This is a genomic window from Mesorhizobium sp. M0772 (assembly GCF_040320135.1).
Lineage (GTDB): Bacteria > Pseudomonadota > Alphaproteobacteria > Rhizobiales > Rhizobiaceae > Mesorhizobium.
Genome location: NZ_JAMYPB010000022.1, coordinates 40,242 through 57,807, shown reverse-complemented (window position 1 = coordinate 57,807; position 17,566 = coordinate 40,242). Strand labels below are relative to the sequence as shown.

The window sequence follows — 17,566 nt, the reverse complement described above, 5'->3', positions numbered from 1 at the left end:
CTTGATCTCAGCCGATCCCTAGGAAAGGCTTGCCGAGCAGGTCGGGCACGACATCGATGCCGAGGCCGGGCCCGTCGGGAATGCCCATGTGGCTGCCGGTGACCGGTGGGGCGTTGGAGGCCGTGCGCACCGTCACCCACTCATGGAAGGCGATGGCGTGCAGCCGGCGTTCTTCCGGCGTCGACAGCGACAGATGTGCCATCGCCGCCGTGTCGATCTCGGCGCCGCCCGTATCCTCGACGGTGATCATGAAACCGAGATCGACGGCGACGTCGCGGATCTGCCTTGTCCTGGTTACGCCGCCAAGCCGCGAGATCTTCAGCGTCAGCCCGTCGGCGGCGCCCAGGCGATGGATTTCCAGCATCGCCTCGAGCGAGATGACGCTCTCGTCCAGCACCATCGGCTTGTCGAGCATGCGGCGCACCGACATGTTCTCCTCGATCGTTGTGCAGGGCTGCTCGAACGTGTAGTCGATGCCGCGCGTTGCATCGGCGAACTGCCGCGCCTGGTAGGGTGTCCAGCCGGCATTGGCGTCGCAGAAAATCACCGTGCCTTTCGGCACGGCCGAAGCGACCGCGCTCACCCGCTCGATGTCTTCATGCACATTGCCGCCAACCTTGACCTGCAGCCGGCGGCAGCCTTCGGCGATGATCCTTTTGGCCAGTGCCGCCATCTGGTCGAGCGTGCCGTGGGTGACGACGCGGTAGGTCTCCGCCATGTCGCTCTCGCGGCCGCCAAGCATGGTCACCAGCGGCACGTCGGCGGCGCGGGCCGCCAGATCCCAGCAGGCCATGTCGAGCGCCGACTTGATGTAGGGATGGCCCTTGAACACCGTATCCATCAATCGGCCGATGCCGGCGAGGCCACGCGGGTCTTGGCCGATCAGGTGCGGCGCGATCTCGACCACGCCCGCGCGCGTTCCCGCCGGAAACGCGGCCGAATAGAAGTTGCCGAGCGGCGCCATCTCGCCCCAGCCGGTCACGCCGCTGTCGGAGGTGATGGCGACGATCACCGCGTCGAAACAGTCGGCCACACGCCCCTTGGACATGCGGTAAGGCCCGTCCACGAAGGGCTGCACGACGCGATATGCCTTGATGGATTTGATCTGCACTTGTCTGTCCGTTGTCTCTAGGTGTTGAGGAGGGTCAGCCCTTCGATGTTCCGCTGCTCGAGGCCACGCGCATAGGCAAGCAGCTCTTCGAAATCGAGGTCGATATGCTCGCGCGCATGGCGCTGGGCAGCGCGCATGTCGGCGCCCTTCAAGAGCCGCACATAGGTCTCGTGGAGATCTTCGGCCGGCACCGGCTCGTTGCGGGCCCGCTGGTGCAGGGCAAAATACATTTGCAGCCGGCTGGTCAGCCGCTGCCAGGTTTCCAGCAGCACCGAATTGTCGGCCCATTCATAGATCAGCCCGTGCAATTGCAGCGCGGCTTCGATCTGGCGGGTGGTGTCGCGCGCGCGCGTCGCCTGCTTCACTGCCTCGTGCCGGCGGTCGAGTTCGTCGAAGAAGCGCTGGTCGCGCAGCTTCCATGTCCGCTCGATGGCGAATTCATCGAGCACCTTGTTCAGCGAATAGGCGTCGTCGATATCTTTGGCGGTGACATCGATGACGAAGGTGCCGGCATAGGGAATGCTGGTCAGGATGCCTTCCTGCACCAGCTCGCGCATCGCCTCGCGCAACGGCGCACGGCTGACCCTCATCTGCTCGGCGATCCTCAGCTCGTTCAGCTTTTGGCCGGGTTCCAGCTGGCCGGTCAGGATCGCCCGCCGCAACAGCGCGACAATCTCGGCCCGGCGTGTCGTATCCGCGATCGGACTGAAGTCCAGCTTGGCCATTCCGTCACTCCAGTGAGAGCCGGAAACCAGACAAGCAGATTGTCGACAATCCTACAAGATGATTGTTCCGGATTCTTGTGCCTTGCGGTTACTCCAAAAACGGCGTGCGGCGCTCCATAAAAAAACGGCGCCCTCGGCGTGGAAGCCGAAGGCGCCGCAGGACCGGGGCTGATGGGGGTTATCAGCTGGCCGGTTTCTCCTGGGGCAACGGCGAGACCGGCATTCCTGGTCCGATTTTCTGCAGATTGCCCGTGATCACCTGGTCGCCTTCGGCAACGCCGCTGAGCACCGCCACAAGGTCGCCGCTGGTCGCGCCAAGCGAGACGATGCGCTGGTCGACCGTGTTGCCCTTGCCGACGACATAGACATATTTGCCGAGCTGGCTCGAACCCAGCGCCACCTGCGGCACCATCAGCGCGTCGGGCAGCTGCTTGATGTGCAGCCGCACCCTGGCATACTGGCCCGGCAGCAGCGAGAACTTCGCATTGCCGATGGTGGCGCGCGCCGTAATCGTGCCGGTCGAGTGGTCGACCGTGTTGTCGATGAAGGTGAGTTCGCCCTTCTGGCTGGCTTCGGTCTCGCCGGGCAGCAGCACCTCGACCTCGATCGGGCCGGCGGCGCGGGCCTGTTCGATTTCTGCCAGGTCCGTCTCGCTCGGATTGAAGGTGACGTAGATCGGGTCGAGCTGCACCAGCGTGTTCAGCACCGTGCCGGCAACGCTGACCAGCGTGCCGACCGAAGCCTGGTTGCGGCCGACGCGGCCGGCAAACGGAGCGTGGATTTCGGCGTAGCTCAAATTGAGCTCGGCCGTCCGCACCGCCGCCTGGTTGACGGCAAGCGACGCTTCGGCCTGACGCAAGGTGCTCGTACGCTGGTCGAACCCATCCTTGGCCAGATAACCGCTCTTGGCGAGTTCGGAGCCGCGGCCGAGATTGGAGCGTGCATAGTCGAGGCTCGCCTGGTCGCGCTGCACTTCGGCCTTGGCCTGGTCGAGAGCCGCCTTGAAGTCGTCGGGCGAGATCTTGTAGAGCAGATCGCCTTGGTGCACATCCGCGCCGTCCTCAGCCGTCTGCTCCTGCAGATAGCCGGGCACGCGGGCCTGCAAGGTGACGCTGCGGATCGCCTCGATGCGGGCGGCGTAGTCGAGGTAGATCGGGATCGTCTTCTTGACCACGCTCGTCACCGGCACCGGCATGACGAATGCCGCAGGTGCTGCCGTCGCTGCCGCCGTGCCGGCATTGAGGCTGAGATTGCCCATGTCGAGGAAGTGGACGCTTGCCACCGAGATCGCTCCCAGGGCGACGGCCGTTCCCAAAGCTATTTTCCATTTACGCATTTTGGTCTCCAATTCTATTCGGCTGCTTCGGCCAGGCGCATCGGCGCTGGTTCGGCAGTCGGTTCATTATTGTCCTGGTCATGAGCAGCGTTCGGTTCGCTGCGCACGCGGCCTTCGCGCAGCTGTTCGATGACCGCGTAGAAGACTGGCACGAACACCAGCGACAGGATGGTCGCCGCGACCATGCCGCCAAACACGGTGGTGCCGATCGACTGCCGGCTTGCCGCACCCGCACCCGTCGCAAACATCAGCGGCAGCACGCCGAGGATGAAGGCGAAGGCCGTCATCAGGATCGGCCGCAGCCTCAGCCGCGCGGCTTCCATCGCCGCGTCGACAATGCTCAAGCCTTCCTCGCGCCGCCGCCTTGCAAACTCGACGATCAGGATCGCGTTCTTGGCGGCGAGGCCGATCAGCATGACGAAGCCGATCTGCGAGTAGACGTCGATCTGCATGCCGCGCAGGAACAGGGCTGCGAAGGCGCCGAACAGGGCCAGTGGCACCGCCAGCAGCACCATGAACGGCATCGCCCAGCTCTCATACTGCATCGCCAGGATCAGGAAGACGAAGACGATGGCGAGGCCGAAGACGACCGACGCGATCGATCCTGCCTTGAGCTCCTGGAAGGTGATGCCGGTCCATTCGAAACCGAAATCCCTGGGCAAAGCGGTGGCGGCGGCCCGTTCCATCGCGGCAACCGCCTGGCCCGACGAGAAGCCGGGGGCTGCGCCGCCATTGATCGTGGCCGAGGCGTTGTTGTTGTAGTGCGGCACGGTTTCCGGGCCGACGAACGGCACCAGTTTGCCCAGTGTGCTCAGCGGCACCATGCCGCCGGAGGCGTTGCGCACATAGAGCCGCGAAAGGTCGCCTGCGTCGGCACGTGCATCCTTGTCGGCCTGGATGGTCACCCGGAAGGTGCGGCCGAACAGGTTGAAGTCGTTGACGTAGAGCGAGCCGAGATAGATCTGCAGCGTGTTGAAGACGTCGGGCAGGTTGAGGCCGAGCAGTTTGGCCTTGCTGCGGTCGAGGTCGTAGTTGAACTGCGGCGTCGAGGTCGAGAACGGCGAGAACAGCTGCTGCGGGTTGATTTCCGGCTGCTTGCGCGCCTCGGCGATCACGGCTTGCGTCGCGTCGTTGAGGGCTGAACTGCCTCGCCCGGTGAGGTCCTCGACGACGAATTCGAAGCCGCCCGTGGTGCCGATACCCGGGATCGAAGGCGGATCGAAGGACAGCGCGAAGGCTTCCGGAATCTGCATCAGCTTGCCGCGCACATCGGAGACGAGCTTGGACGCGCTCTGGTCGGGGCCGCGCTCTTCCCACGGCTTCAGGATGGCGAACTCGACAGCCGAGTTCGACTGCGCCGCACTGGTCAGGAAGTTCAGGCCGCTGATCGAACCGACAATCTCGACTCCGGGCGTAGCTTGGAGGATGTCGCGCGCCTTCTGGGCCACCGCGTCGGTGCGCTCCAGCGAGGCGCCGTCAGGCAGCTGGATGACGACGAAGAAGTAACCCTGGTCCTCGACCGGAAGGAAGGTCGAGGGCAGCTTCTGCCAGACGAAGTAGGTGGCCACCAGGCCGGCCGCGAACAGACCGAGCATGATCCAGCGCAGCCGGATGAGGATACGGACGCCGTGCGCATATGCATGCGACACTCTGTCGAAGCCCGTGTTGAACCAGCGGAATGGGGCGAACTGCGTCTCGCCGCGATGGCGCAGGAAGGCGGCACTCAGCGCCGGGCTGAGCGTCAGCGAGTTGAAGGCGGATATGCCGACCGAAATCGCCACCGTCAGCGCGAACTGATTGTAGAGCTTGCCGGAGACGCCAGGAATGAAGGCAACGGGCACGAAGACGGCCATCAGCACTGCGGTGGTGGCGATGATCGGTCCGGTGACCTCGGCCATCGCGGCCTTGGTCGCCGCCAGCGGTTTGAGGCCCGCCTCCAATTGTCGCTCGACATTCTCGACCACCACGATGGCGTCGTCGACGACGAGGCCGATGGCCAGCACCATGCCGAGTAGGGAGAGCATGTTGAGCGAGAAGCCCATCATTTCCATGACCACCATCGTCGCCACCAGCGACACCGGAATGGCGATGGTCGGGATGATCGTCGTGCGCCAGCTCTGCAGGAAGATGAACACCACGGCCACGACCAGCACCAGCGCTTCGCCAAGCGTGATCAGCACGTCATGCATCGATGCCGACACGAAGCGCGTCGTGTCGTAGTGCATGGCGTAGCTGACGCCCTTGGGAAAACGGGCCGACAGTTCCTGCATCTTGTCCTTGACGTGCTGCTGCAGATCGAGCGCGTTGGAACCCGGCATCTGGTAGACGGCCAGCACCACCGTCGGGTCCTTGCCAAAGAATGCCGACGACGAATATTGCAGGGCGCCGAGCTCGATGCGGGCGACGTCGCGCAGTCGCACCAGCGAGCCGGTGCCGGTGTTGGCGCGCACGACGATGTCGCCGAACTCCTTGGGGTCGCTCAGGCGGCCGACGGCGTTGACCTGCATCTCGAAGGCGGTGCCGGCGGGCGCCGGCGACTGGCCGATCTTGCCGGCCGCCACCTGGACGTTCTGCTCCGAGATGGCGTTCTGGACGTCGACAGCGGTGATGCCAAGATTGGCGAGCTTGTCCGGGTCGAGCCAGACGCGCATCGAATAGCGGCGCTCGCCGAATATCTGGACGTCGCCGACGCCAGGCAGCCGCTTCAGCGGATCGACGACCTGCAGATAGGCGAGGTTGCTCAGCGCCACCGGATCGACCGAACTGTCGGGCGAGGTCAGGTTGACGATGAGGACGAAATTCGGGTTCTGCTTCTTGATCGTCACGCCACCCTGGTTGACGATCGCCGGCAGCGACGAGGCGGCTTGCGAGACGCGGTTCTGGACGTCGACGGCCGCGGTGCTCAAGGAATAGCCGACATCGAAGGTGATGGTGATGGTCGAGGAGCCGTCATTGGAACTCGACGACGACATGTAGGTCATGCCTTCGACGCCGTTGATCTGCTGCTCCAGCGGCGTCGTCACCGTATCGGCGACCACTTGCGCGCTGGCGCCCGGATAATGCGCGCTGACCACGACCTGCGGCGGCGTGATGTCGGGAAACTGCGAAACCGGCAAAAGGAAATAACAAATCGTCCCGGCGAGCACCATGACGATGGCGATGGCCGAGGCGAAGATCGGACGATGGATGAAAAAGTTTACCACGACACGCAAACCTCTTTAGAAGAACCGGCCTCTCTAAAAGAATTGGCAGACCGGGACAGCCGCCGGCTGCGCACCGAACCCGGGTCTTGCAAAAAATACGAAGACGGCGCCGCACCGCTGAGGCCCTGCTCATCGGCCACGGTCCTCAGCATCGCTTCGAAGGCGCGCGGGTTGACGCGGTCCGCTTTCATCACCAGCCGGATCATCGGATCCCGGATGGCTTCATCGATGGTCAAATCCTTGCGCTGCGACATTGGAGCGTCTCCATTCCAGCGATTCGCATCGGATGATCGCGAACCGGTTTTCATCTCTTCACCGGCCGGAGCCGCATGACCTGCAATTTTCACCCTTTGTGATCTGGCAGGACCAGTTCACGGCCTTGTTATTGACGGAAGGCCACATAGGTGTTACCAGTAAGTAACATTCGGATAGTTACAGACCGGTAACACCCTAGTCAAGAGGTGAACCGAATTTTTAGGGAGACAAGGAGACTGCGATGGCAGACGGCATTACCGATCGTGTGCGCCCCCGGGATCGAATCCTGGAGACGGCGCAGGACATGTTTCACAAGCATGGCATCAAGGGCGTCGGTGTCGACGCCATCACGGAAGCCGCCGGCACCAACAAGATGACGCTCTACCGTCATTTTGAGTCGAAGGACGAACTGATCGTCCAATGCCTGCGCGCGTCGGCGGCTAAAGGCGCCGCGATGTGGGACCAATTCGAGGCGGAGCATCCCGGCGACAAGCTCGCCCAGTTGCATGCCTGGATTCGCATGGCCGCTGCTTGCCTGGCGGCTGACGGTCGCGGCTGCGACATGGCCAATGCCGCCGCCGAATTGACCGAGCCGGACCATCCCGCCAGGAGCGTGATCAAGGAGCTCAAGAGCGCTCAGCGCGATCGCCTTGCTGCGCTATGCCGGGATGCGGGCATCGGCCAGGCCGAGCTTCTGGCCGATACGCTGTCGCTGCTGTTAGAAGGGGCGCGCGTCAGCGTGCAGACCATGGGCTGCCAGGGCCCCAGCACGCAGTTCGTGCGCATGGCTGAAGGCCTGATCAGCTCTTTCAGGGCGCGCTGAATTCCAGCTCACCGAGTTTGCAAGGCCCCCTCATCCGGCCGCTTCGCGGCTAGCTCCTCCCCGAGGGGAGAAGAGGCTGGCGCCGGCGCTGATGATCTCCTTTCGCTTTGGCGAGAGGTCGGATTGCAGCGAATTGCTCTTTGCAACTCGGTCTCGGCAATCCGGGTGAGGGGCTTTGGATATGCCAAGTTTCATTTGGGAATGAAAAAAGCCCGCTGCCGGGAGGAGGTGGCAGCGGGCTCGATTTCGAACGAGATGCGGGAGGAGGTGCACCGCGCTCAGCGTCGGCATCGCATCTGGGAGGAGTAGATGGCCGACACCCAGATGAGTAAGGGTTGCCCAATGATTCGGCAACAATGAAAGTTGCATGGCTGCTGTGCAGATTTGCGGCATCTACCCCGACTTGTCGTACAAATCGGAGAAACCGCCACGGCGCGACTTCACTGCACCGGCACGTTTTCCTTGAAGATCAGCCGTGGCTCGATGAACTTCTTCGTCAGGTATGGCGCGGCGGATGCGATCGAGCCAAGCAGGCGGATCACAGATTGCTCCGCGATCAGCCGCGCATTCTGGTCGATGACGACATCGGCGAGGTCGTCGACGAGATAGCCGCGCGTTTCCTTGGTCAGGTCGTGGCAGATGAAGACCGGCTTCTTCTTTGGCTTGGCCTCGAGCAGCGCTCTCGCCACACCTGAGCGCCCGGCGCCGACGCAATAGATGCCGAGCAGTTCCGGCTCGTTGTGCAGCGCCTGCATCGTTGCGGTGTAGCTGCCCTCCGGTTCGTCATTGATCTCGACCGCACTCGAGACCGTGAGATTGGGGAATTCCTCTGTCAGCACCGACCGAAAGCCCATCTCGCGCTCCTCGTGCCCGCGATAGGAACGCGAGCCGACGACCATCGCCAGATGACCCTGGCGGCCATTGAGGAAGCGCCCCATCAACAGCGCCGCCGTGCGTCCGGCAACCCGGTTTTCGATGCCGACATAGGCCGAACGCGGGGCGGCTGGAACGTCGGAGACCAGCGTGACAAGGCGGATGCCTGCCTCGACCACATCGCGCAATATGTTGCGCGTTCGCGGATGATCGACGGCAATGACGCCGACGCCATTGGCCTTCAGCGACAGATTTTCAACCGCCGCCTGCAGCGCTGCCGGCGAGATGCCGCCGAGATTGTGGATCCGGCACGAGGCGACCAGCGGCAGGCGCCCCGCATAGTCCTCGATGTGCCCGGCGAGGTCGATCATGAAACCGTTGGCGCCGATCGGCAGGAAGAATTCAAGATGCGCCGGCCGCGACGGCAGCGTCACCTGATCGACCACCGGCAAATAGCCGAGCTGCTTGGCCGCCTCCATCACCCGTTGGCGGTTGGCGGCGCTCGCGCCGGCCCGGTTGTTCAGAACCCGGTCGACGGTCGCGGTCGACAGGCCGCAGCTCCTGGCTATGTCGGCAACGGTGGCTTTCATGGCTGTAGTCATAGAGCATGATCCCGAAAAGTGGGAACCGGTTTTCTCGGACAAACGGGAACCGTTTTGTCAAAAGGTCCATGCTCTACAACGAGTTAGAGCGGATGCGTTTCCGTGCCAGACGGCGCGAAGACGGTTCAGCCGTGCGATGGCCCGCCTTCGATGATGGCGTCGCGGATCTCCTTGTCCGACATCCCGGTGATGATGCGTTCGACCTCGGCCACGCTGGTCTTCTTCGGGTCGATGTCGTCGGCCACCACCTTGCCCCGGCGCATGACGACGATGCGGTCAACCACCTGGAAGACATGGTGGATGTTGTGGGCGATGAAGATGCAGGAATGCCCGGAATCGCGCGCATTGCGCACGAAGCTCAGCACGCCTTGCGTCTCGGCGACGCCGAGATTGTTGGTCGGCTCGTCGAGGATGATCAGGTCGCTGTCGAAGTGCATGGCGCGCGCGATGGCGACGGCCTGCCGCTCGCCGCCGGACAGGGAGCCGATCGGCGTCGTCGGCGGGATGTTCTTGGAGATGCCGACCTGTTTCAACAGGTCGCGGGCGACATTGTTCATCGCCTCCTGGTCCATGCGGTTCAAAAAGCGCGGCGGTTTGATCGGCTCGCGGCCGAGGAACAGGTTGCGCGCGATCGACAGCTGCGTCACCAGTGCCGAATCCTGGTAGATCGTCTCGATGCCGTGCGCGATGGCGTCGCTGGTGCTGCGCAGATTGACCTTCTTGCCGCGGATGAAAATGTCGCCGCTGGTCAGCGGCACCGCCCCCGACAACACCTTGATCAGCGTCGATTTGCCGGCGCCATTGTCGCCGAGCAGGCCGACGATCTCCCTTTCGTTGACATGAAAATTGGCGTCTTCGAGCGCCTGCACGCGCCCGTAGGACTTTTTGATGTTGGACATGCGGATGAGCGGTTCAGCCATGGTTCTAGGTCCCTGCCTGATGCCGGCGTTCCAGCCATGAGTGCAGCGCCATCATGCCGAGGATGATGGCGCCGATGAAGATGTTGTAGGCCAGCCCGGGCACGCCGATCAGCACGATGCCGTTGCGCATGACGCGCAGGATGAGGATGCCGAGCACGGTGCCGATGATGGTGCCGCGCCCACCGGTCAGCGCCGTGCCGCCGATCACCACCATGGCGATGACTTCGAGCTCGTAGCCGGTGCCGCTGTTGGGGTTGGCGGCCGACGTGCGCAGCGACGAGATGACGCCGGCAAGCGAAGCCATCACCGACGACAGCACGAACAGGCCGATCTTGACGCCGCTGACGTTGACGCCGCGCGCCCTTGCGGCGCCTGGATTGCCGCCGGCTGCCTGGATCCAGTTGCCGGTCCGGCTTTGCGTCAGCACGTAGCCCAGCGCGATGGCCGCCGCGATGAACCAGAAGAGCGACATGTAGATGCGGAACGGGCCGATGAAGAAATCACCGACCAGCGCTTCGGCCAGCCAGCTGCCCTCGGCGCTCCACGTCCGCTGCGGAAAGCCGTCAGTGACGAACAGCGCGGTGCCGCGCACCACCAGCAGCATGCCGAGCGTCACCAGGAAGGATGGGATTTTCAGCTGCGTGACGAACCAGCCATTGACCAGGCCGATGAAGGCCGCGATCAGCAGCGCGGCGAGGAAGCCGACCTCCAGCGAGGTCAGGCCGCTGTTGAACAGCGTCCACATCAGCACCGGCGAAAAGCCGAACAGCGAGCCGACCGACAGATCGAATTCACCCGACGTCATCAACAGCGTCATCGCCAGCGCGATCAGCCCGAGCTCGACGGTGAAGGCCAGCGTGTTGGAGATGTTCTGCGGCGACAGGAAATCGTGGTTGATGCTCCAGAACACCGCGATTTCGACGATGAGCAGAACGAAGGGCCCGAATTCCGGCCTCGCGATCAGGCGTTGGATGAGCGAACGGTTTTCCACTGATAACCTGCGACAGGAAGGGGAAGGCTGAGCCCAGCGCGCAACGCGAAGGGCTCGGCGAAAAGACAGTCGCGACCGCGGCTGCGGCCGCGACTGTTGAAGGTCTGGGTTATTTACCGGACAGGATGTCGTCGTAGACCTGCGCGGTGTCCTTTTCATAGAGCGCGCCGGTGATGACGTTGAAGCCCGGGGGAATGCCTGACGCCGCCATGCTGGCCAGCGACAGAGCGACATAGCTGGTCGCCTGCGGGTCCTGCCACTGGCCGGCATTGACGTAGCCGGTCAGCACTTCCTGGGTGGTGTCGAGCGAGTTGCCCCAGCCGACGACCGGGATTTCGCCCGGCTTGATGCCGGCCTGGTCGAACACCCGCTTGATCGAGCCGGTGACCAGATCGCCGAGGCCGATGATTGCCTTGACCTTGGCCTTGTTGGCGGTGAGATAGTCGACCATGCGGTTGATGGCCTCGGCCTGGTCGAGGGTCGCTTCGGTGATCTCATAGGTGATCCCCAGCGGTTCGAAGACGCTCTTGATGCCTTCCTCTTCCTGGACGCCGTAGGTGGCGCCGGGGATTTCGACCGGCATCCAGACGAAGTCGCCCTTCTTCACCAGGCCCTTGTCGACCAGATATTGCGCCCAGTGCTTGCCGAAGGTGACGTTGTCGCCGCCGACATAGGCGTCGAAGCTTGCCTTGGGATCGGGCGTGTTGAAGTTGATGATCGGGATCTTGGCCGTGTTGGCTTCCTTGGCGATTTCGATCAGGCTGCCCGGATCGGGGCTGGTGGTGACGATGCCGTCGGCCTTTGCCGAGATCGCGGCGCGCACGGCCTCCTGCTGCGAGGCAACGTCGCCATTGTGGAACGAGGTGTTGACGGTGTTGCCGGTGTCCTTCGCCCATTGCTTGGCGCCGGCCAGGAAGTAGGTCCAGACCGGGTCGGCCGGGCCGCCATGTGAAATCCAGTAGAACGTCTTGGCCTGTGCCGCCGCCGGAACGGCCAGCGCCACAATCAAGCCAAGCACGAGTAATCGTAGCCTCGTCAGCATTTGCTTTCCTCCCATGTTGAAAAACGACCTCCACGTCCGGCGATGATCCGGGCCATGCCCTTGATCCTCTCCTCCTGCCAGCGCCGACCCGGATGCGCAGAGCATCTTCTTTTGCGGCCGATGGCAAGCCTCTATCCGCCCAATGGATGGTGGCGCGATGCAACGCGCCATCATCGATCCCATCAGATCGCATCAGTTAGAGGGCAATTCCAGGAAAAGTGTGAAACGGTTTTCCGTCCGGAATTGCGTCAACCAAGAGATAGAGATATTTCCCGGCAAGCAGGCGGGGCTTAAACTCAGGCGCGCGGATTTTCCTGGAAGCGCTCGGCCTGGCGGATGCGCAGCACCTTGTCCAGCCGGTCGAGCGCGAGCGCCAGCACCATCACCGCGCCGATCACGAAGGGGCTCCATGCGGCGTCGATGCCGAACAGGGTCACGCCGCTCAAGATGACCTGGACGATCAGCATGCCGATCACCGCACCGAAGACGGTGCCGCGCCCGCCGGAAAGCGAGGTGCCGCCGATGATCGCCGCGGCAATCGCCATCAGCACGAAACCGCCGCCTTGGTCGACGTCGGTAACGGGAGAGCCAAGCCACAGCGCGCCCGCCAGCCCCGAGACGATGCCCATCAGCACCAGCGTCTGCAGCCGCACAGCACCTGTCGGGATGCCGGCATAGAGCGCCGCCTGCGGATTGCTGCCGACGGCCTGGATCCGGTAGCCGAAGCGGCTGCGGTGAAGCACGAGGTGCAGCACCACCGCCATTGCGACGAAGACAAAGACAGCCGTCGGCACAAGGCCGAACAGCTTGCCGTGAACGATCTCAAAGAAGTCGCCGCCTGGGCTGGCCGGAGCTGTCGCTTGCATCTTGACGGCCACCGCCGCCAGGCCCCGGAACATTGCAAAGGTGCCCAGCGTAACGACGATGGCCGGCCGTCGCAGCGCCACCACCAGCAGGCCGTTGACGAGGCCGAGCCCGGCGCCGAGCAGCACGCCGGCAAGGGCGGCAAGCCACGGGTCGATGCCGGCGGCCAGAAGGAATGCGGTGAGAAGGGCCGCGAGATGGAATATCCAGCCGACGGAAAGGTCGATCTCGCGGAGTGCGAGCACGAACACCATGCCGATCGCCAGCATGCCGGGATACGCAGCGGTTTCCAGCAACGACAGCACATTGGCCTCGTCGAGGAAATCCGGCCGGGCAAAGCCTGTAATCGCCACCAGGACAACGAGCCCGATGAGCGGCCTGAGTTCGACGGGCAGGTGAAGGCTGCGCTTCGGGTGGGCAGCCGAACCGGCAAGCTGTAGCATGGGATCCAATCGTGTCATGCCATGGCTCCCACGAGTTTCTTTTTCGGCCGCTCCGCCTCCGGCATCTCGCCGGTGGTGGTCAGTTGCAGCACTGTCCTTCGCTTCATCTCGGCGCCGGACAGCTCGCCGGCGACCCGGCCGCGGTGGAAGACAAGGACGCGGTTGCTGAGGTTGGTCAGTTCGGACGGCTCGACCGAACGCAGCAAAACGATACAGCCATTGGCCGCCATCTGCCGGATCAGCGCATAGATCTTGCGCTTGGCAGCCGACTCGATACCGCCAGCCGGATTGTCTAGGAGCAGCACTTGCGGCGCCGTCTCCAGCCATTTGGCGACTACGATCTTCTGCTGATCGCCGGCCAGCAGCGAATTCACCGGCGCGTCCGGCAGGCCCTTGATGCGCAGCGCATCGATCTGCCTTGCGGCGGCGGCGATCGCGGCCTTGGGCGAGTAGCGGCGCGACCCCCAGTTGCGGGCGCCGGTAGCGATGTTGCCTATGTTGAAGGCCAGCGACCGGTCGGGCATCAGGCCGTTGCACAGGCGGTTGGCCGGCACCAGGCCGATGCCGCGCCGCGCCGCTTCGGTCGGATTTCCAGGCAAGCCGTAGCCGTCGGGGAGCCGCACCCTGCCGCTTTGCGCCTTGCGCAGGCCAAACAGCATCTCGAACAGGTCTTCAACGCCCGACCCCTCAAGCCCGGCCAAGCCGAGGATCTCGCCGGAGCGGGCGGTGAAGCTGACGCCGGAAATCCGGCCGCCGCTCAGACCCTCCACCGTGATCCGCGGCCTTATCGTGCTGGCATTGGCCGGCAGTGCAGGCGGGAACAGGCTGCCGCGCTGCTGGCCGATCATGGCGTCGATCACATCGGCTTCGCTCAACGCCGAGCGCTCACTTGTCAGCACGTCACGGCCGTTGCGCATCACGGTGACCTGGTCTGCGATCGCAAACACGTCCTCCAGCCGGTGCGAGACATAGAGCACGCTCGTGCCCTTGGCCTTGAGGTCACTTAGTACGGTGAACAGGTGCTCGGTCTGGCGCCGGTCGAGCGCAGAATTCGGTTCATCGAGGATCAGCAGCCTCGGGCCTTCCAGAATTGCGCGGCCGAGTTCGACATAATGCCGTTCGCCCATGCCGAGTTGTCCCACAGGAGCGTGGACATCGACGTCGAGCTTGAGTTGCCGAAGCAAGGTGCGGCTGCGTGCCTCCATTTCGCGCCTGGAGACGAAGCCATTGCGCAACGGCTCGCGATTGACGAACAGATTGGCCAGCACCGAGCGGTCGGCAAACAGGCCGAGCCCCTGGTGGACGACGCCGAAGCTGTGCTTGCGTGCAGCGATCGGGCTGTCGACGGTGACGATCTGGTCGCCGACGCGGATGGTGCCGCTGTTGGGCCGGAGCACGCCGGCAAGCACCTTCACCAGCGTCGACTTTCCGGCGCCGCTTTCACCGACGACAGCATGGATGGTCCCCTGTCCGACAGACAGGTTCATATCCCTGAGCGCGACAACGCCGCCATAACGCATGGCGAGATTGCGCACCGATATCATCGGCAAACCGAGCATGCGATTCGGCCCCCACAGACCGCGCCCCGATCCTGGAGCGAATTTCCGATACAGTCACCCGGATTCCGCTAACAAACGGCTTACAGGGACCGGATGCGAACGTTTATCGGCTATCCGTTCGTCCCGCTGCTCCGAAATCAGATCAGGTCGGCCTTGGCGAGGTCCCGCATGAGATGGCTGGCGCCGTAGGTCCAGTGCGGGCAATCGGGCGACAGAAGCACGCGGTTCACCAGCGCGCCGAATTTCTCCGACGAGATGGTGACGATGTCGCCGATCTTGTGGGTGAATCCCTTGCCCTTCTCGCCGCGATCCTTCGACGGCACGAACATGGTGCCGAGATAAAGCGCCAAGCCGTCGGGATACTGGTGGTGCGGCCCCATGGCGGCCGCGACCAGCTCTTCGGGCGAACGGCTGATCTCGGCCATCGAGCTCGCGCCCTCCAGCGAAAACCCGTCCTCGCCCTCGACCTTCAGCCGCACCGTGGCGCGCTTGACATCGTCGATGGAAAAGCTTGCGTCGAACAACCGGATGAAGGGCCCAAGCGAGGCCGAGGCATTGTTGTCCTTGGCCTTGCCGAGCAGCAGCGCCGAGCGTCCCTCGACGTCGCGCAGATTGACGTCGTTGCCGATGGTCGCGCCGACGATCTTGCCGGTGCTGGCGGCGATCATGGCGATCTCCGGCTCGGGGTTGTTCCAGGTGGAGACAGGATGCAGCCCGACATCGGCGCCGAAGCCGACGGACGCCATCGGCTGGCATTTGGTAAAGATCTCGGCGTCGGGGCCGATGCCGACTTCCAGATATTGCGACCAGGCGCCGCGCTGGATGAGCTTGGCCTTGATCTCCATCGCTTCGGGTGAGCCGGGCTTCAGCTTCGATAGATCGTGGCCGATCAGCCCGGCAATGTCGGCGCGGATGGCGTCGGCCTTTTCCGCCGAACCGCGCGCCTGCTCCTCGATGACGCGTTCGAGCAGGCTGACCACGAAGGTCACGCCCGACGCCTTCACCGCCTGCAGGTCGACAGGCGAGAGCAGATAGGGTTTTGCCGGATCGCGGGTGGCCTGAAAACTGTTGGCGGCGATCGCGTCGAGCGAGCCGATCGGTTCGCCCTTGGCAGAGCGCACGTGTCCGGCCGGATCGGCCATCTCGCAGATGTCGCGCACTGTGGGTGCGGTGGTCGAGGTGACGTCGAAAACGATCCCGTCGCGCACGGTGACCACCAGAGGATGCGAGGCATCGCTTGCCCTGGCTCGGCCGATGAAGAGCCCGTCGGCGGGAAGCTGCGTTGGGTTCGTCATGGCTTACGGTCCTTTGATGATCGAGATGGCAGCTGGGCCGCGGCACTTTCACCGGATTCACGCCAAAGGTCTATCCCGTGGCGCAGGCAATTGTCGGTTCTGACATGAGGCCCGCTCTTTCAAAAAAATGAAACTGGCACTAGAATTTTCATTTTCCGCATACTCCAGGTGAAGCCTTGCCCACACCGTTTTCCGTTCCGATCTGGCAGAAGCCGCAGACCGCATCCGCCTTCCAGTTGCTCGTCACTGCGCCGGTCGACGTTGCCATCGTCGGCGGCGGCTTCATGGGCCTGTCGACCGCCTTGCACGCAGCCCGGCTCGGTCTCGGTGTACAGGTGCTGGAGGCCGGCGAGATCGGCCAGGGCGCCTCGGGCCTCAATGGCGGCCAGGTCATTCCCGGCCTGAAATATGATCCCGAATGGCTGCTCGAGCATTTCGGCCCCGAGCGTGGCCGGGCGCTGGTCGATTTCGCCGCCTCGGCGGCGGATACGGTGTTCGATCTCATCCGCGACGAAAAGCTGGCGGTGCCGTTCACGCGCAAGGGCTGGATCCAGGCCGCGCATACCGAAACCGCATTGAAAGCGGCGGCGAACAGGGATCTTCAATGGCGGGCGCGTGGCGCCGATGTCCGGCTTCTGAATGAAAGCGAGATCGCCGATAAGACCGGCGCGCAAGGCTATCTCGGCGGCTGGCTCGACCGCCGCGCCGGCATCATCGATCCGCTCGCCTATACAGTGGAACTGGCGCGCATCGCTGCCGCCGCCGGCGCCAGCATTGCCGAGCGGCAGAAGGTGGTGAAACTCCGCAAGGAGGCCGGCCTTTGGCATGTTTCAAGCGAAAACGGCGCCGAGGTGCGGGCGAAAGTGGTTGTCCTGGCGACGAACGCCTATACCGATGGACTGCTTCCGGGCCTCGCCGAAACGATCGTGCCGCTGCATTCCTTCCAGGTCGCCACCGCGCCGCTGTCATCCAACCTTGCGGCGACGACCCTCCCGGACGGGCAGGCGGTGGCCTACTCCAGGCGCAGTCACGGCTACTACCCCAAACCAACCGCCGCCCAGCTGGCGCTTGGCGGCCGCGGCCGCATGGCGCGGCCGAGGAGCGAGGCCGACTGGGCGCATCTGCAGCGCGCGCTGGTGCGGCTTTATCCGGCGCTCTCCGATGTCGTCATCGAGAAGCGCTGGTTCGGCCGCGTGGCGATGACACCGGATCACCTGCCGCACATCCATGAGCCGGAAAAGGGCCTGCTCGCCGTGGTTGGTTGCCAGGGCAGGGGCGTCGGCCTGATGACCGCGCTGGGAAAACGCATGGCGGGCTACCTCGCAGGCGGCGATGTCAAACAATTGCCGTTCCCGCTGTCGCCGGTCCGGCCGATCCCGTTCCACGCCTTCCGCCAGGTCGGCGTCGCCGCGACCATCGCCTGGTACCGGATGCTCGACGCCTTCGAGCGCTGATTGGGCGCCGGTCGCCTAGGCCTCGTGGATTCAGCTTGACAGTTTCACAAATATGAAAAAAGCTAAGCCG

14 protein-coding genes are annotated in these 17,566 nt (G+C 63.9%); 2 read left to right on the top strand and 12 right to left on the bottom strand.

What is annotated here, in order from left to right; genetic code table 11:
* Positions 1 to 7: 7 nt before the first annotated feature.
* The 5 genes from NKI06_RS16650 to NKI06_RS16630 all read right to left on the bottom strand — a co-directional run bounded on the left by NKI06_RS16650 (position 8) and on the right by NKI06_RS16630 (position 6,629).
* Positions 8 to 1,111, bottom strand: a complete 1,104-nt coding sequence (locus NKI06_RS16650) for a mandelate racemase/muconate lactonizing enzyme family protein (protein ID WP_023716138.1) — start codon at positions 1,109 to 1,111, stop codon at positions 8 to 10.
* Positions 1,112 to 1,128: 17 nt separating this feature from the next.
* Entirely contained in the window at positions 1,129 to 1,836 is a 708-nt protein-coding gene (locus tag NKI06_RS16645) for a GntR family transcriptional regulator (RefSeq protein WP_023684407.1), read from the bottom strand.
* A 181-nt stretch (positions 1,837 to 2,017) separates the two neighbouring features.
* A complete protein-coding gene (locus tag NKI06_RS16640; RefSeq protein ID WP_352986226.1) occupies positions 2,018 to 3,172 on the bottom strand; it encodes an efflux RND transporter periplasmic adaptor subunit in 1,155 nt (384 codons plus the stop codon).
* A gap of 14 nt (positions 3,173 to 3,186) precedes the next feature.
* The gene (locus tag NKI06_RS16635; RefSeq protein ID WP_352986224.1) at positions 3,187 to 6,375 is read right to left on the bottom strand and encodes an efflux RND transporter permease subunit; all 3,189 of its coding nucleotides are present in this window, start codon (positions 6,373 to 6,375) and stop codon (positions 3,187 to 3,189) included.
* Positions 6,369 to 6,629 (bottom strand): hypothetical protein, encoded by a 261-nt coding sequence (locus NKI06_RS16630; RefSeq protein WP_352986222.1) that lies wholly within the window; start codon positions 6,627 to 6,629, stop codon positions 6,369 to 6,371. The genes NKI06_RS16635 and NKI06_RS16630 overlap by 7 nt, the downstream gene beginning before the upstream one ends.
* A gap of 242 nt (positions 6,630 to 6,871) precedes the next feature.
* On the opposite strand from NKI06_RS16630, the gene NKI06_RS16625 reads away from it, so the two are divergent.
* Positions 6,872 to 7,453, top strand: coding sequence for a TetR/AcrR family transcriptional regulator (locus NKI06_RS16625; protein WP_352986221.1), 582 nt, complete (start codon positions 6,872 to 6,874; stop codon positions 7,451 to 7,453).
* Positions 7,454 to 7,893: 440 nt separating this feature from the next.
* Here the strand turns inward: NKI06_RS16625 and NKI06_RS16620 are convergent, their stop codons facing one another.
* The 7 genes from NKI06_RS16620 to NKI06_RS16590 all read right to left on the bottom strand — a co-directional run bounded on the left by NKI06_RS16620 (position 7,894) and on the right by NKI06_RS16590 (position 16,042).
* Positions 7,894 to 8,916 (bottom strand): LacI family DNA-binding transcriptional regulator, encoded by a 1,023-nt coding sequence (locus tag NKI06_RS16620; RefSeq protein ID WP_352986219.1) that lies wholly within the window; start codon positions 8,914 to 8,916, stop codon positions 7,894 to 7,896.
* Between the two features lie 137 nt (positions 8,917 to 9,053).
* Positions 9,054 to 9,848: an ATP-binding cassette domain-containing protein gene (locus tag NKI06_RS16615; protein WP_023668515.1), complete on the bottom strand. Its 795-nt coding sequence runs from the start codon at positions 9,846 to 9,848 to the stop codon at positions 9,054 to 9,056.
* Between the two features lie 4 nt (positions 9,849 to 9,852).
* Positions 9,853 to 10,839, bottom strand: coding sequence for an ABC transporter permease (locus NKI06_RS16610; RefSeq protein ID WP_023668514.1), 987 nt, complete (start codon positions 10,837 to 10,839; stop codon positions 9,853 to 9,855).
* Positions 10,840 to 10,948: 109 nt separating this feature from the next.
* Positions 10,949 to 11,881: a substrate-binding domain-containing protein gene (locus NKI06_RS16605; protein WP_352986217.1), complete on the bottom strand. Its 933-nt coding sequence runs from the start codon at positions 11,879 to 11,881 to the stop codon at positions 10,949 to 10,951.
* A 296-nt stretch (positions 11,882 to 12,177) separates the two neighbouring features.
* On the bottom strand, positions 12,178 to 13,206 hold the full coding sequence (locus NKI06_RS16600; RefSeq protein ID WP_198020353.1) for an ABC transporter permease: 1,029 nt from the start codon (positions 13,204 to 13,206) through the stop codon (positions 12,178 to 12,180).
* Complete coding sequence (locus tag NKI06_RS16595; RefSeq protein WP_352675663.1) at positions 13,203 to 14,747, bottom strand: sugar ABC transporter ATP-binding protein; 1,545 nt, start codon at positions 14,745 to 14,747, stop codon at positions 13,203 to 13,205. Before NKI06_RS16595 ends, NKI06_RS16600 begins: the two co-directional genes overlap by 4 nt.
* A gap of 137 nt (positions 14,748 to 14,884) precedes the next feature.
* Positions 14,885 to 16,042, bottom strand: coding sequence for a fumarylacetoacetate hydrolase family protein (locus NKI06_RS16590; protein WP_023668510.1), 1,158 nt, complete (start codon positions 16,040 to 16,042; stop codon positions 14,885 to 14,887).
* 176 nt (positions 16,043 to 16,218) lie between these two features.
* Here NKI06_RS16590 and NKI06_RS16585 point away from each other — a divergent pair, with 176 nt between their 5' ends.
* Positions 16,219 to 17,496 (top strand): NAD(P)/FAD-dependent oxidoreductase, encoded by a 1,278-nt coding sequence (locus NKI06_RS16585; protein WP_352986215.1) that lies wholly within the window; start codon positions 16,219 to 16,221, stop codon positions 17,494 to 17,496.
* The last annotated feature ends 70 nt before the right edge of the window (positions 17,497 to 17,566 follow it).

Bases quoted from the DNA above. Each gene is read 5' to 3' on its own strand.
- NKI06_RS16620 (WP_352986219.1), bottom strand. From the start codon at position 8,916: ATGAAAGCCACCGTTGCCGACATAGCCAGGAGCTGCGGCCTGTCGACC.
- NKI06_RS16605 (WP_352986217.1), bottom strand. From the start codon at position 11,881: ATGCTGACGAGGCTACGATTACTCGTGCTTGGCTTGATTGTGGCGCTG.
- NKI06_RS16600 (WP_198020353.1), bottom strand. From the start codon at position 13,206: ATGACACGATTGGATCCCATGCTACAGCTTGCCGGTTCGGCTGCCCAC.
- NKI06_RS16590 (WP_023668510.1), bottom strand. From the start codon at position 16,042: ATGACGAACCCAACGCAGCTTCCCGCCGACGGGCTCTTCATCGGCCGA.
- NKI06_RS16640 (WP_352986226.1), bottom strand. From the start codon at position 3,172: ATGCGTAAATGGAAAATAGCTTTGGGAACGGCCGTCGCCCTGGGAGCG.
- NKI06_RS16615 (WP_023668515.1), bottom strand. From the start codon at position 9,848: ATGGCTGAACCGCTCATCCGCATGTCCAACATCAAAAAGTCCTACGGG.
- NKI06_RS16630 (WP_352986222.1), bottom strand. From the start codon at position 6,629: ATGTCGCAGCGCAAGGATTTGACCATCGATGAAGCCATCCGGGATCCG.
- NKI06_RS16645 (WP_023684407.1), bottom strand. From the start codon at position 1,836: ATGGCCAAGCTGGACTTCAGTCCGATCGCGGATACGACACGCCGGGCC.
- NKI06_RS16595 (WP_352675663.1), bottom strand. From the start codon at position 14,747: ATGCTCGGTTTGCCGATGATATCGGTGCGCAATCTCGCCATGCGTTAT.
- NKI06_RS16625 (WP_352986221.1), top strand. From the start codon at position 6,872: ATGGCAGACGGCATTACCGATCGTGTGCGCCCCCGGGATCGAATCCTG.